Origin of the sequence: Gloeocapsopsis crepidinum LEGE 06123, assembly GCF_015207655.1 — a bacterium.
In the GTDB taxonomy this organism is placed as follows: Bacteria; Cyanobacteriota; Cyanobacteriia; order Cyanobacteriales; family Chroococcidiopsidaceae; genus Gloeocapsopsis; species Gloeocapsopsis crepidinum.
This window is the reverse complement of sequence record NZ_JADEWN010000003.1, coordinates 73,823-87,781: the sequence shown is the minus strand read 5'-3', so window position 1 is coordinate 87,781 and position 13,959 is coordinate 73,823. Positions and strand designations below refer to the sequence as shown.

10 protein-coding genes are annotated in these 13,959 nt (G+C 42.9%); 7 read left to right on the top strand and 3 right to left on the bottom strand.

Translation table 11 applies throughout. From position 1 onward, the window contains the following. The first annotated feature begins 15 nt into the window (after positions 1-15). Entirely contained in the window at positions 16-177 is a 162-nt protein-coding gene (locus tag IQ230_RS01930) for a type II toxin-antitoxin system HicB family antitoxin (protein WP_228054497.1), read from the top strand. Between the two features lie 20 nt (positions 178-197). Here the strand turns inward: IQ230_RS01930 and IQ230_RS01925 are convergent, their stop codons facing one another. Together IQ230_RS01925 and smc are read right to left on the bottom strand one after the other, a co-directional pair. Beyond that, positions 198-1,190: a PRC-barrel domain-containing protein gene (locus IQ230_RS01925; protein WP_193930285.1), complete on the bottom strand. Its 993-nt coding sequence runs from the start codon at positions 1,188-1,190 to the stop codon at positions 198-200. A 63-nt stretch (positions 1,191-1,253) separates the two neighbouring features. Further along, the gene (smc, locus tag IQ230_RS01920; protein WP_193930283.1) at positions 1,254-4,883 is read right to left on the bottom strand and encodes a chromosome segregation protein SMC; all 3,630 of its coding nucleotides are present in this window, start codon (positions 4,881-4,883) and stop codon (positions 1,254-1,256) included. A gap of 365 nt (positions 4,884-5,248) precedes the next feature. Here smc and IQ230_RS01915 point away from each other — a divergent pair, with 365 nt between their 5' ends. The 5 genes from IQ230_RS01915 to coaBC all read left to right on the top strand — a co-directional run bounded on the left by IQ230_RS01915 (position 5,249) and on the right by coaBC (position 11,480). Further along, positions 5,249-5,902, top strand: coding sequence for a restriction endonuclease subunit R (locus IQ230_RS01915; RefSeq protein ID WP_193930369.1), 654 nt, complete (start codon positions 5,249-5,251; stop codon positions 5,900-5,902). Positions 5,903-6,054: 152 nt separating this feature from the next. Then, a complete protein-coding gene (gene pruA, locus IQ230_RS01910; protein ID WP_193930281.1) occupies positions 6,055-9,030 on the top strand; it encodes an L-glutamate gamma-semialdehyde dehydrogenase in 2,976 nt (991 codons plus the stop codon). Positions 9,031-9,228: 198 nt separating this feature from the next. Then, complete coding sequence (locus tag IQ230_RS01905; RefSeq protein WP_193930279.1) at positions 9,229-9,873, top strand: alpha/beta hydrolase; 645 nt, start codon at positions 9,229-9,231, stop codon at positions 9,871-9,873. 129 nt (positions 9,874-10,002) lie between these two features. After that, entirely contained in the window at positions 10,003-10,218 is a 216-nt protein-coding gene (isiD, locus tag IQ230_RS01900; protein WP_099703903.1) for a protein IsiD, read from the top strand. Between the two features lie 53 nt (positions 10,219-10,271). Then, positions 10,272-11,480 (top strand): bifunctional phosphopantothenoylcysteine decarboxylase/phosphopantothenate--cysteine ligase CoaBC, encoded by a 1,209-nt coding sequence (gene coaBC / locus IQ230_RS01895; RefSeq protein WP_322742256.1) that lies wholly within the window; start codon positions 10,272-10,274, stop codon positions 11,478-11,480. A 71-nt stretch (positions 11,481-11,551) separates the two neighbouring features. Here the strand turns inward: coaBC and IQ230_RS01890 are convergent, their stop codons facing one another. Next, complete coding sequence (locus IQ230_RS01890; protein ID WP_193930277.1) at positions 11,552-13,273, bottom strand: DUF3352 domain-containing protein; 1,722 nt, start codon at positions 13,271-13,273, stop codon at positions 11,552-11,554. Between the two features lie 156 nt (positions 13,274-13,429). Here IQ230_RS01890 and IQ230_RS01885 point away from each other — a divergent pair, with 156 nt between their 5' ends. Continuing rightward, on the top strand, positions 13,430-13,789 hold the full coding sequence (locus tag IQ230_RS01885; protein WP_193930275.1) for a rhodanese-like domain-containing protein: 360 nt from the start codon (positions 13,430-13,432) through the stop codon (positions 13,787-13,789). Positions 13,790-13,959 lie beyond the last annotated feature (170 nt).

The following is a 13,959-nucleotide window of genomic DNA, read 5'->3' as shown; positions in this document are numbered from 1 at the left end:
AATAAGGAGATATTAATGTCCTACAAAATTAGTGTTGTGATTGAAAAAGATGAACATGGATATTATGCTTATTGTCCTAATTTAGAGGGGTGTCAATCTCAAGGAGATTTTTTTGAGGATGTAACTGCTAATATTCAGGAAACACTATTTTTTGATAAAAATAACCCCCCACTTTAGTTGTGGAGGGTAATGACTACTTAGTAGCGATCTTCTTCTTCGTATTCTGGTTGCTTGATTTTTTTGGGAATGTTTACTGGTTTTGGTTCGTCATCATCCCAAACATCTTGCGTTAATTCGTCGTCTTCGTAGCGATAATCATCACTGTAGCCTGGTTCTTTGTATGGTTCGGGTTCGACGTAGCGGGGTGGTTCAGAGTAGCGATCGCTTCCTGATGCTTCACTCCAGTTATCCTCGTATTCTTCCTCTGCGTACTGAATGGATTCGTACTGTTGTTGATAGCGCTGCTGTTGTCGTGGCGCAGGTTGAATTGGTTCGTATTCGTAATCGTCTTCATCCCAAGTTTGTTCAACAGGCTGCGTTGCACGCATGGGTTTTACTGGGGCTTGTAAAGGTACGCCAGTTCCTAGTTGATTTTCTGGTTTTGCTGTAGGAGTAAAGTAAGCTTCTTCCTCTTCGCGTTCCCAAGGGGCTTTACCAATACCCAAACGTTCAAGTAAACCTACTGTAAGCTGCGTTACCCGTTCTTCTGCGCCTTCAAATACAATAATTCGATTAGGACCACTACTAACAACTTCATCTATCGAAATTTCGTAAGTACTAATCACCTGATCGGGGATTTGCGGCAAACCTAAAGAAGCAATAATGAGTGAAGTCAGTGTTCCTGTTTCCGCATTAAACTTGAAATTACGGACTCTACCTAAGAGTTCGCCTGTCTCGGTAATCACTTCACAGTTAACTACGTTACTGTAAACGTCAACGTCGATATCTTCGATGACATCCTCGTTATCGACTAAGACCACATCACCGATTTGGTTGACACTATTAAGATACATATAGCGTGGCACACCGGCAAACGCGATCAGGTTGTCTCGCAAGCCCATGGCTACAACCTCTCGTCGGTCAATATCCACCCATAGCTGATTGATCACACCTAGCCGCTTACCATTATCTTTGGCGATCACTTGGGTGTTCAAGATGTCGGAACGCCTAATAATCTGTTCAGAGGTCATTTTCTTTTGCCGAGTCCTGATCTCGAATCCGGTTAATTAATCAATACTATTATTAACAAATCCTCATGACGAGGTGTTTGACTGTTGCAATTTTATTCCTAATACTTGAGTATAAGCTCCTCGTGCTTGAGTGACTCCAATTGTACGTTCGGCAGATTCTATCATTGGTCTACGCAGACTCACAACTATAAACTGTGCAAGTTGTGCTTGTTGTTTTATCATTTTAGCTAATCGTTCCACATTTGCCCCATCGAGAAACATATCAACTTCATCGAAAGCATAGAAAGGCGATGGACGATAGCGTTGCAGCGCAAAAATAAAGCTTAATGCAGTGAGTGATTTTTCTCCGCCAGACATTGAAGCTAGTCGTTGTACAGGTTTTCCTTTCGGGTGTGCGACAAGATTTAACCCACTATTAAAGGGATCTTCGGGATTGTCGAGTTGTAAGTATCCATCACCATCAGAAAGCGTTGCAAAAATACTTTGGAAGTTTTGATTAACCGCATCGAAGGCTTCTTTAAAAGCACGTTGGCGCAGTGTAGTAAAGTTTTCTATCCGCAAAAGTAATTCGGTACGTTCAGCTTCTAAAGTTAGCAATTTTTGACTTAATTCTTCTAAACGGGCAGTCGTACGTTCGTATTCTTCTAACGCAAGCATGTTAACAGGTTCAAGTGCTTGTAGGCGTTTGGTGAGCGATCGCACTTCGCGTTGCAGTTGTTCTAAATCTACTTTATCAGGCACTTCTGGCAAGGGATTGGGTAAATCTGCCATTTGTTCGTGAATTTGTGCTTGTAATAGCTTTAACTCTTCCCGACGAGTTTGTTGTTCTTCCTGAAGTTTTTGCTGTTGCCACTCTAGTTGTTGGTATTGATTCTGGCGATCGCGTAATTCGGCTTCGGCGCGATCGCGCAGTTGCTTTTGCGTACCTAGTTTGTCTTCAATTTGCTGTAAAGATTCTTTCGTTTGGGCAATTTGTGTTGCTAGAGTATCGATTTGAGCACTAATAGAAGATTGCTGATTGCTAATAGAAAATTGCTGTTGTTGATATTCTTGGATGCGTTGTTGACATTCGGTAATTTTTCCTTGGATGAGAATTGCAGCGTTTACTAATTCAGTATGGCGTTGTTCGGCTTTGAGGAGAGTTTGCAAGCGTTCTTGTAGTTGTTGTTCTTGGCTTTTAATCTTGATCTGGATTTGTTGCCATTGACTGTTAGTTTGCGATTGTTCTAACTCAGCTAATAGTTGTCGTTTTTGTTGCAATTGCGCTTCTTGGGCAGGAAGTTTGTCATCTAAAACTTCGAGTTGCGATCGCGTACTATTCAACTGTTCTTCAGTTTGCCGCAATTGTGACTCCGTTTGTTGAAGTTGCTGAGTTAATCCTTGAATTTCTTTACGTAGCTGTTCTGCACGTAACTGATGTTCGCGGCACTGTTGACGCACTTCAGTAAATTCTTGTGATAGATGTTTTGTTTTGAGGGTGAGTGCTTCAATATTAGATTCACATCGTTTTAAGATCAGCGCAATTTCTTGCAGGCGATGCGTTAGTTGTTTTGCTTCATCAGATTCAGCAGCTTCACTCGTACCAAAGTGTAAACCGGAACGTTGTTGAGTTATACTACCACCCGTCATGGCGCCACTTGTCTCTAGAAGTTCGCCTTCAAGCGTGACAATGCGATATTGCCCTAGGTGTTTTCTTGCCGAATCTAAAGTTGTAAAAACGACAGTGCTACCAAAAACATAACCAAAGACATCACGATAGCGGCGATCGCACTCAATTAAGTCAATTGCGTAATTGACAAATCCCTCCGCATAACGCAGCGCAGTCGTGGGTGAAAAGCGTAAAGGTTGAATCTTATTCAGTGGTAAAAATGTCGCTCTTCCAGCCCGTTTTTGCTTGAGGATTTCAATTGCTGTGGCGGCGACTGCATCATCCTCAACAACTAATTGTCCTAATCGCGCCCCAGCGGCAGTTTCTAATGCCAATTGATAGCGGGGTTCAACTTTACCTAACTGTGCGACTAAACCACAAACACCACTCAATCCTGATTGCAAGATAACTTTAGTAGCACCTGTACCTTGTGTTTCTTGTAACGCTTGGGCTTGTGCTTCTAATTTGTCTGATTGTCGTTGTTTATCCCGCTGTTCTGCAAGTAGCCGCTTGAAGGTATCTTGTTGAATCTGCAATTCTTGTTCGGCTGCTGTCAATGATCGCGCTAACGTTTCTACTTGAGTTGCAAAGGCGATCGCCTGTTGTTCTTCTGCCACGAGTTGCTGTTGTTTAACTGCAATTTCTGGTTCAATCTTGTCAATAATTTGCTTTTGGTCGTGCAATTGTCGTTGCAGTTGATTTGTGCGTTCGCGTAGTTGAGCTTGCGTTCTTGATTGCGGTTCAGTTGCTTGCAGGAGTGCTTCGATTTCGCGGTTCAAGGCAGTTTGCTGTTGTACCCACACATCTGCTGCGTCAGCGATCGCGTTTGCGTCTTCTCGGCTTTGCTCTAGTTTGTGTTGTGCTGCATCGCGTTCGGCTTGTAAAGCAACAATTGCCTCAGCTTTAGAATTTTGTTCTTGGTTCAGTTGCTCAAGTTTGTTGTCATACTCTTGCAGCTCAGATTGTTTTTGTTGTATACTGCATTTAGTTTTAAAATCTGTTTGGACGTTTTCTTGGTATTGTCGTTGTAGTTGTCGATATTCAGCTTCTTGAGTTGCTAAGTGCGATTGCAGTTTTAAGAGGTCCTCTTCGCCTAAAGCTTTTACTTGACGATTCAGTTGCTCAAGCTCAGTTGTTACTTGTTGAATTTCACTTGTCAGCGTAGCGTGTTGTTGCGAGAGTTCTGCTAAAGTGCGATCGCCCGCTTGAATTTGAGTCGCCAAGTATTCTTGTTGATTCTGGAGCGATCGCCAAACTAAGACGACTTCCCATTGAGATTTTTGGTGTAATTCGGTACGCAGTTGTTGATATTTCTCTGCTTTGATCCGGTCTTGCGACAAGCGATCGCGTTGCGTAATTAATTCTTGTTCAACAATCTGACAGCGTTCCTCGCGATCTTTAACTTGATCGAGAGTTTCCTTTGCTTGCGTAATTTTGCGGTCAAATGTGGCAACACCCGCAAGTTCATCAATAATTTCTCGCCGTTCGCGCGAGTTCATTGAAATAATGCTAGTCACATCTCCTTGCAGGACAACATTGTAACCTTCAGGATAAATGCGCAAGCGATTCAGTTGTTCGTGCAATTCAGTAAGCGTACAAGCTTCGCCATTGATGTAATAAGTCGATGTATAAGTTCCCTGCTGAGTTACGCGCAACTTACGAGTGACACTAAGTTCATCTAAACGAAAGTTTTGCGGGGCTTCGTTCTGATTGCCTTCATCCAGTGTTGTACTAGTTCCCCGATCGCCGATCTCTGATCCCCGATCTCCTTCTTCTAACCCCTCCAAATCAAACGTCACAGTTACACTCGCTTCAACAGTACGTCCGCGAGTCGCTTGCGTGTGGTTGACTAAATCTGGCAATCGTTCAGCCCGCATTCCCTTAGAACTGGCAAGTCCTAAGCCAAATAACAAAGCATCTAAGATGTTTGATTTACCCGAACCATTTGGTCCAGAGACAACAGTAAACTCTGGTAGCAGCGGGATTTGAGTTGTGCCACCGAAAGATTTGAAGTTCGACAATTCCAGGCGCTTGATATGAACCATAGGCGCTGGTGAGCTAAGCCTTGAAGTACAAGTGTATCAGGGTAATGCCGTAGCAGGTTAGCACGGATTTACAAAAAAGAAAATGACTTACTCCACACTTGTCATATTTGATCCTGCTGCACGTACTAATACCTTCTTTAAGCAGTAATCATTACTACACAGCTATATTTTATTTGCAGGATTCTCTCTATATCTTTGCGTCCTAGCTTAACACCTGTGGATAATGGCAACCTCTACGAGGAATGCGTACTTAGTAGTTTCCCAAAAAAAATCTTGTAACTCAAACAAAACTGGCATAGCGCTACTATATAAAAAGAATATACCTCCTAAATAGTATTAAATTCTTTTGCAAGAATTCAATTGTGATGAGAACACTTGATGCCAGAAATCTTTCTTTAAAACAAGTTCACCAGATTTTAAAACTCGAACGCCAACCTAATAAGTCTTTTACTGATTTATTATCATTAGAAACATTAACTAGCTACGAACAACAAGAACTAGATAAAATTCGCAATAATTTCGATAGCTATTATGCCGAAGAAAAGATTTCTGAGGGACAAGTAAAGTTTTTATTTCTTTCTCCCTTACTCTGGCTATCAGGATTTTATCAACCGAGTATCAAAATAACATTAGAAGAAAACATTGCAGATATCTTCATTGAAGACGAAGATACTTTAATTAAGGGAAGAATGGACATTTTAGCTGTTAATAATACAGTACAAAAAGCAAGTTCATTACTCTGGATACTAGTCATTGAAGCAAAAAACAGTAGTGTTGAAGCTTTAGAAGGGTTGCCTCAGCTACTGACTTACACATCCAAAAGCTTAGAAAATCAAAAATCTGTGTGGGGATTGACAACAAATGGACTTCGTTATCAATTTGTTTATCTTCAACAAAATAATCATCCTACGTATCAACTCTTACCAGAGCTAAATTTACTCGACTCTGAGCGATCGCTACAGTTACTACAAGTATTAAAAGCTATCTGTAAAATTCAGCACACTTCAGTAGCCGCTTAAGCGATAGGTTTACCAGTATTCTTCAGCTACTATTTTGGGGATAAATCTTGGGAAGTTAACGATAATTAACTGCACACAAGTACCTGAAAAAGCGAAAATAAAGTTATAGAGGATTTTCGACAAGACTAGTCGGAACTAGGAGTTTATTACCAGTGGTATTACAAGTAGAAAAAAGTAATTACGAAGCTAAAACGCAGGAAATCGCCCGACAACTTCTAGCCGCGACACGCGATCGCTCGTTCTTTGCAGGGTTACGCGACCAAATGCGCTGGGATGATAAACTTCTAGCCTGGGCAATGAGTAATCCAGGGTTGCGCGTACAGTTATTTCGCTTCATTGACTGTTTACCCGCACTGCACAGTAAATCGGAAATTGCCGCCCACTTACAAGAGTACCTCGGAGATCCCTCAGTTGAACTCCCCACAGCACTGAAAGGAATGCTCAACTTTGCTTCTCCTGATTCTATGCCAGGACAAGTTGCGGCTACAACCGTATCAACAGCAGTAGAGGCACTGGCACATAAGTACATTGCTGGAGAAAATATTAAACAAGTTCTCAAGACAATTGAGCGCCTGCGTAAAGAAAAAATGGCGTTCACGATTGACATTCTAGGTGAAGCCGTCATTACTGAAGTTGAGGCGCAGTACTATCTCGATCGCTACTTAGAATTAATGGAACAGCTAGCAGAAGCTGCTAAGAGTTGGTCTAATGTCGCACAAATCGATCAAGCTGATAATCAACCCATATCAAAAGTTCAAGTTTCAGTCAAACTGACCGCGTTTTACTCGCAGTTCGATCCATTAGATGCACAAGGTAGCGAAGCAAAAGTGAGTTCGCGCATTCGGATTCTTTTACGGCGTGCGGCAGAATTAGGCGTAGCAGTTCACTTTGATATGGAACAGTACGCTTACAAAGATATTACACTCGCGATCCTTAAAGAATTATTACTTGAAGACGAGTTTCGTACTCGTACCGATATCGGGATTACAATTCAAGCTTATTTGCGTGACAGCGAACAAGATGTCCGTGATTTGATTTCTTGGGTAAAACAGCGTGGCTATCCACTCACAGTGCGCTTAGTCAAAGGTGCGTATTGGGATCAAGAAACAATTAAAGCGGCTCAAAAAGATTGGGAACAGCCAGTCTTTAATGATAAAGCAGCAACAGATGTGAATTTTGAGAAATTAACTCAAATATTACTCGAAAATCACGAATATATTTATTCAGCAATCGGCAGTCATAATGTGCGATCGCAAGCCCATGCAATTGCCATAGCGGAAACTTTGAATATTCCCCGCCGTCGGTTTGAAATGCAAGTTCTCTACGGTATGGGCGACAAACTTGCCAAAGCCCTTGTAGAACGTGGCTATCGCGTACGGGTATATTGTCCCTACGGTGAATTACTTCCAGGGATGGCATATTTAATTCGCCGCTTACTCGAAAATACAGCCAATAGTTCCTTCCTCCGCCAAAATATGGAAGAACGCCCCGTAGAAGAACTCATCGCCCCCCCTAAAGTATCATCCAAACCCTCACCCCTCACTCCTCGCTCCTCACCCCTCTTTCCCAACGTCGCAGATGTGGATTTTTCTAAAATGGAACAAAGAGAGCGATCGCAACAAGCATTTGCATCTGTACATCAGCAACTCGGTAAAACTTACCTACCGTTAATTAATGGCGAGTACGTTAACACCAAAGAAAGCATTGATTCGCTCAATCCTTCTAACTCCAGTGAAATTATCGGTAAAGTAGGTTTATTATCGGTTGAACAAGCTGAACAAGCCATGCAAGCTGCCAAAGCTGCATTCCCCGCGTGGAAACGTACACCTGCAAGCGATCGCGCAAAAATTCTGCGGAAAGCAGCTGATTTGATGGAACAACGCCGTGCGGAATTATCGTGTTGGATTGTTTTAGAAGTTGGTAAACCTGTACGCGAAGCAGATGCTGAAGTTTCAGAAGCAATCGACTTTTGCCGTTACTATGCGGATGAAATGGAACGGTTAGATGGGGGAGTCAACTATGATATTCCTGGAGAGAATAACCGCTATCACTACCAACCACGAGGCATTGCAATAGTCATTTCACCTTGGAATTTTCCGTTAGCGATCGCAACTGGAATGACTGTCGCCGCCTTAGTCACAGGAAATTGTACTTTACTCAAACCTGCGGAAACATCCTCAGTCATTGCTGCTAAAATCGCAGAGATTTTAGTTGATGCAGGAATTCCCAAAGGTGTATTTCAATACGTTCCTGGTAAAGGTTCGCAAGTTGGAGCTTACTTTGTCAATCACCCTGATACTCACTTAATCGCATTTACAGGTTCGCAAGAAGTTGGTTGTCGCATTTATGCTGATGCAGCAATTTTAAAACCTGGGCAAAAGCACTTAAAACGTGTCATTGCCGAGATGGGCGGAAAAAATGCAATTATTGTTGATGAAAGTGCCGATCTAGATCAAGCTGTTGCGGGTGTTGTGCAATCTGCATTTGGTTACAGCGGACAAAAATGTTCGGCGTGTTCGCGAGTGATTGTGCTTGAACCGATTTATGAAACTTTTATTCAAAGAGTCGCCGAAGCAACGCGATCGCTAAATATCGGTGCCGCAGAGTTACCGAGTACGCAAGTAGGTCCTGTAATTGATGCTACAGCTCAAGCACGAATTAAAGAATATATCGAAAAAGGACGTGCAGAAGCTGAAGTTGCAGTCGAACTTTCAGCACCAGATACCGGATATTTTATTGGACCTGTTGTTTTTAGTGAAGTTTCACCCACTGCAACAATTGCTCAAGAAGAAATTTTTGGTCCAGTAGTTGCTGTAATTCGCGTGAAAGATTTCGCCGAAGCGATCGCAGTTGCTAACGGCACAAACTACGCTTTAACTGGAGGAATTTACTCGCGGACTCCTTCGCATATTGAAATAGCACAGCAAGAATTTGAAGTTGGTAACTTGTATATCAACCGCACAATTACAGGTGCGATCGTAGCCAGACAACCTTTTGGTGGCTTTAAGCTTTCTGGTGTCGGTTCCAAAGCCGGAGGACCTGATTATCTTCTGCAATTCCTCGAACCCCGCCACATTACTGAAAATATTCAACGTCAGGGCTTTGCCCCGATTGAAGGTGCTGACTAATCTCCAGTAACTGCGTGAAAATAATCGTAACTTAGAGGCTGTTATAGCTCAAAGATCAATGCTCAATGGAGCAACCATGAACCATTAACCAGCATCTCTACGTGCAATCAATAATCATGCCCACCTGCTTAGTTGCAATTTTATTATGGGTGGAGACTTCGCTAGGATCTGGTAGAGGAGTTTAATTTAAGGAGTAAGGTGTCTTTAGAAGTTATTACAGTTCCCTCAATCACAGGGGAACCACCTAAGGGAGTGATTGTTTTCTTGCATGGTTGGGGCGCGAATGCTCAAGATTTAGCCCCGCTATCGCAACTATTAAACCTGCCCGACTACCAATTTTTGTTTCCCAATGCACCTTTCCCACACCCTTATGTTTCTACAGGAAGAATGTGGTATAACCTAGAGCGCGAAAACCAAGGACAGGGGCTAGCAGAAAGTCGCCAATTGTTAATGGAGTGGCTACAGTCGCTCGAAAGTACGACTGCGGTTCCATTATCGCGCACAATTTTGAGTGGATTTTCTCAAGGCGGAGCAATGACTTTGGATGTAGGGCTAACTTTACCTTTAGCTGGTTTAACTAGTTTAAGTGGCTATTTGCACCCCATGAATCAGTTAACAACTGTTACATATCCTCCTGTTCTACTTGTACATGGACGTCAAGATTATGTTGTCCCTTTAAGTGCAGCTATCTCTGCGCGAGAGCAATTAATGCAGTCGGGTGTGGCAGTACAGTATCATGAATTTGAGATGGGGCATGAAATTCGTCCAGAAGCGATTCCAGTCATTCGTAATTTCGTTGTAACAAAATTATCTGGAGAAAGTAAAAAAAGTTTCTTAAATTAATCCGAAATTCTGGCGATCGCTGCTGATGTTTTATACATCTACTGAGCTTGAATTAGTAAGATAAATGAGGTTGGACATAAATACTGAACCTGATACCAGTTTCAAAAATTGCTCAAGGGAGGTGTGTCAATGAGAGAAACTTTGAGCCTATCAAAGCAAGATATCGCTACTATCACTGCTACTGATGTCGAAAACCTAGCTACACGGTTAGAACGGGACGACTACACGAATGTCTTTGATGGTTTGAAAGATTGGCATTTACTCCGCGCGATCGCTTTTCAGCGCCCTGAGTTAGTCGAACCGTATATTTATCTATTAGACTTAGAGCCGTATGATGAGGCTTGAAGAGGGGTGAGGAGCGAGGGGTGAGGGGCGAGGGAAAGAGTGGTTAGTGACTAGTGATTAGTTTTGAACAAGGGCAACGGGTATTAATTGGTATTGGTGGGGGAATTGCAGCTTATAAAGTTTGTGAAGTGATTTCCACGCTGTTTAAGGCTGGGATGCAAGTGCGGGTGATTCTGACAGATTCAGCGCAGCAGTTTATTACACCGCTAACAGTTGCTACGCTATCGCGTCATCCAGCATACACAGATGCAGATTTTTGGCAACCTCATCCACGTCCATTGCATATTGAACTTGGTGAGTGGGCAGATGTTTTTTTGATTGCACCACTGAGTGCCAATACGCTGTCTAAGTTAAGCTACGGTATCGCAGACAATTTGTTAACAAATACGGTTCTTGCGTCTAAATGTCCTGTGCTGTTGGCACCAGCAATGAATACTGAAATGTGGCAACAAGTCGCCGTGCAACGCAATTGGCAACAACTCTTGACAGATTCAAGGTTTCATGAGTTAGCACCTGGTTATGGTTTGCTCGCGTGTGATCGCGTTGGTGCAGGACGAATGGCAGAACCAGCAGAAATTATCACTGGAGTTCAATCTTTACTTTATACATCTGGCAAGCGCGACTTACTTGGCAAACGTGTATTAATTAGTGCAGGGGGAACGCGCGAATATTTAGATCCGGTGCGGTTTATCGGTAATCCCTCGACAGGGAAAATGGGGTTAGCTTTAGCGCAAGCAGCACGACATCGCGGGGCAATTGTGACTTTAGTTCATGCACCGATTGAGTGGATTGTACCGCAAGGAATTCGCGCGATCGCAGTTGTCAATGCAGAGCAAATGCAGCAAGCCATGCTGGAGAACTTTGCTGATGCTGATATAACCGTAATGTCTGCCGCTGTCGCTGATGTGAAACCTGCTGAGTATAGTCAAGAAAAATTACCAAAGCGATCACTTCCAGAACAGTTACCCTTAGCACCCGTCCCCGACATCGTGGCAGAACTGGGACGCCGCAAACAACCCCACCAACGCCTAATTGGTTTTGCCGCGCAAACTAGAGATATTGTCACTCCTGCGCGGCAAAAATTACAGCAAAAGAAACTGGATGCGATTGTAGCAAATCCAATTGATAAACCGAACGTTGGTTTTGGCAGCGATTTTAACTCAGCAGTGTTTTTAGATCATCAAGAACGTCAAATAGAAATCCCCCATTGTAGTAAACTACAACTTGCTCATCAGTTGTTTGATTTTGTCAGTGAATTGTAGATTGCAAGCAATTGAGAACTCAAAACTCTTGATTTGCTTGGGTAGCCTCGTAGAAAGTCAGAGAAAGTTTGCTACTCATTCAAGCGGAAAAATACACCACCTTTGAGTAATCCTGGTTCACTACCGTAACTACTGACACTCAGCGATCGCAAATTATCAAACAAAGGTTTAGCGATGACTTCCACCAGCTTCAGTGCGGGTAACTGACGTTCTAGCAGTGATTGAGTCGTTGTCCAATCAAGATACACATAACCTGCATTAGGCTGTGGTATGGCTTCAATACTAGCTTGAAATTTCGCATCATTGAGCAACGAACCAGCTTGATCGGCTTTAAATGCTGCATCCATAGCATCTACCGAAGTCGTCAAAATTTCATATTTATCTGTTGATCCATGAACACCTAGTACCTTTGCTTTGATTGTAATTGCGCCTGCTTCAGAGTTTGCTTTTGCAAGTGGAGCTGTTGTTAGCTGCGTCCATGCAGCAATTTTTTGATCTCCTAGTGGTAGTGTGGTGATATCATATCCGCGTTGTCGTGCCAGTGTATCTAATCGCGAAATGCCTTCAGTTGTAGCTGGGGATTTTTCAGTAACAAAAATCCAATCTGAAGTTGATGTATCGGCGTGAGGTAAAAGTGCGATCGCATATTCTCCTTGCACCCAGCTAAAAATATCTTCTTCTAAATTGATACCCCAGCGTTGCTGTAGGTTCGCCAATGGTTGGTTAATCAAACGTGAAATTGCATCGTAGCCAGAAGTTGATATTTGTGCAACTTGTTTCCATAGTTTGCTGAGTGCCGTGTTATTTAAGTTACTCAAATCAGTTCCAGCGATCGCCAAGCCGCTTGTTGCGGGAATGTACTTTAAAGCACCAACAGGGTCGGTCAACTCTGGTGTAAGAGCAACTTCTTGAGGTGATGCAGCAAGAAGTGTTGTTTCGGTTAACAGTCCTTTACGGTTTGCTTCTAACGCAATAATTTGGCTTTCATAAGTTCGGGCAGTGTCTAATCCTTGCCATGAAATTACCCCAGGAAGATTGAGAAAAGCTAAACCCAGTCGCCGAGGTGGTAACTGACTTAAAGCTTGCTGATAACGACTTGATGTTGTTAAGTTGAGATCCGGAGCCTGAACATTATTAATGGCATCTTTGATCACCCGAGGATGATTGGCAAGTAGCACAAAGCGATCGCCGACTACAGCACCTGAAAGGATACGGGTTGATGGCTGTAAGCTTTCTCCCTGTGCATGAGGTTTGTGATAAACCAGATTCACACCTTTATAGTCTTCAAATTCTAAATCAGTTGGTGCGATCGCTTGTTTGGAAAAGACAAGCTGTAAAAATTCACGGCTTTTTTCGGCATCTTTGGTCGCAAGTGCCATCAGATATCCTGGCTGTTGACCGTTATACTGATCGCTGTCATAGTCGCTGGTTGTTACCGCAACTGTAATTTCATCGCCTAACCAAGGTTGAACATCGCGGCGATAATCTAAGCCAGTATTAGCCAGCAATGTTGTTTTAATTTGGTCTAACTCTAAACGCGATCGCCGTCGTTCTTTAGGGCGGGCTATTGCTTGGCGCAATTTTTCCAAGCGGTCTGGATTGACTAAAATTGACACCATCACAGGTGCTTGTTTTGGCACAAAAATCGCTGCTTCAGGTGTTGCTTGCGTTCCACCCTGTAATAACGTTAACGGACTTCCTCGTACTAACCAGTAACAGCCACCGATACCTGTCAATAGCAGCACAACTATACTGACTGCTAAGAAATAAAAGAATGGGCGTCGCTTCATCATGTTTTACCCCAGACCGCACAAAGGGATACTTATTAGCTTTTGACTGAAATTCAAATCATGCTAAAACTTAGTTTAATACTCTAAAAACCGGATATTTTCTGGCTTAGGGACTAGAACCTCCGCAAAATATGCTTGTGATGCTGGAAAAAATAGCGTATGACACCACATTTTAGTCATTCAATTGAGCAAATCAGCGTCGAAGAACTCGATCAACGCTTGCGCACCCAACCAATGCCAGCCTTACAGTTGATCGATGTCCGCGAATCAGAGGAAGTGGCGATCGCATCGATTGCTAACTTTGATGTCTTACCTTTAAGTCAATTTGCCCGCTGGGCTGATACCATACTTGTTCGATTTGACCCTCATGTAGAAACACTCGTCATGTGTCATCATGGCATCCGTTCTGCTCAAATGTGTCAATGGTTACAGCAGCAAGGATTTACAAATGTGAAAAATGTTGCTGGCGGGATTGATGCGTACTCTTTGGCAGTTGATTCGACAATTCCTCGCTATTAAGCTGCGATCGCTGCTGGCAATAGTATTGCTTGCTACTGCTGCAACTGGGATTAAGTAGGGTAGAATACAATTTTTAGTCTAACTTGAGTAAGATGAGATATTAATCTCAAACCTCAGTGAGCGTCACTGCATATACACTACTGTCTGTGCCGATGTTCAAATTCTCGGAA

Coding starts and splice junctions, on each gene's coding strand:
- IQ230_RS01930 (WP_228054497.1), top strand. CDS start 16: ATGTCCTACAAAATTAGTGTTGTGATTGAAAAAGATGAACATGGATAT.
- IQ230_RS01925 (WP_193930285.1), bottom strand. CDS start 1,190: ATGACCTCTGAACAGATTATTAGGCGTTCCGACATCTTGAACACCCAA.
- smc (WP_193930283.1), bottom strand. CDS start 4,883: ATGGTTCATATCAAGCGCCTGGAATTGTCGAACTTCAAATCTTTCGGT.
- IQ230_RS01915 (WP_193930369.1), top strand. CDS start 5,249: ATGAGAACACTTGATGCCAGAAATCTTTCTTTAAAACAAGTTCACCAG.
- isiD (WP_099703903.1), top strand. CDS start 10,003: ATGAGAGAAACTTTGAGCCTATCAAAGCAAGATATCGCTACTATCACT.
- IQ230_RS01890 (WP_193930277.1), bottom strand. CDS start 13,273: ATGATGAAGCGACGCCCATTCTTTTATTTCTTAGCAGTCAGTATAGTT.
- IQ230_RS01885 (WP_193930275.1), top strand. CDS start 13,430: ATGACACCACATTTTAGTCATTCAATTGAGCAAATCAGCGTCGAAGAA.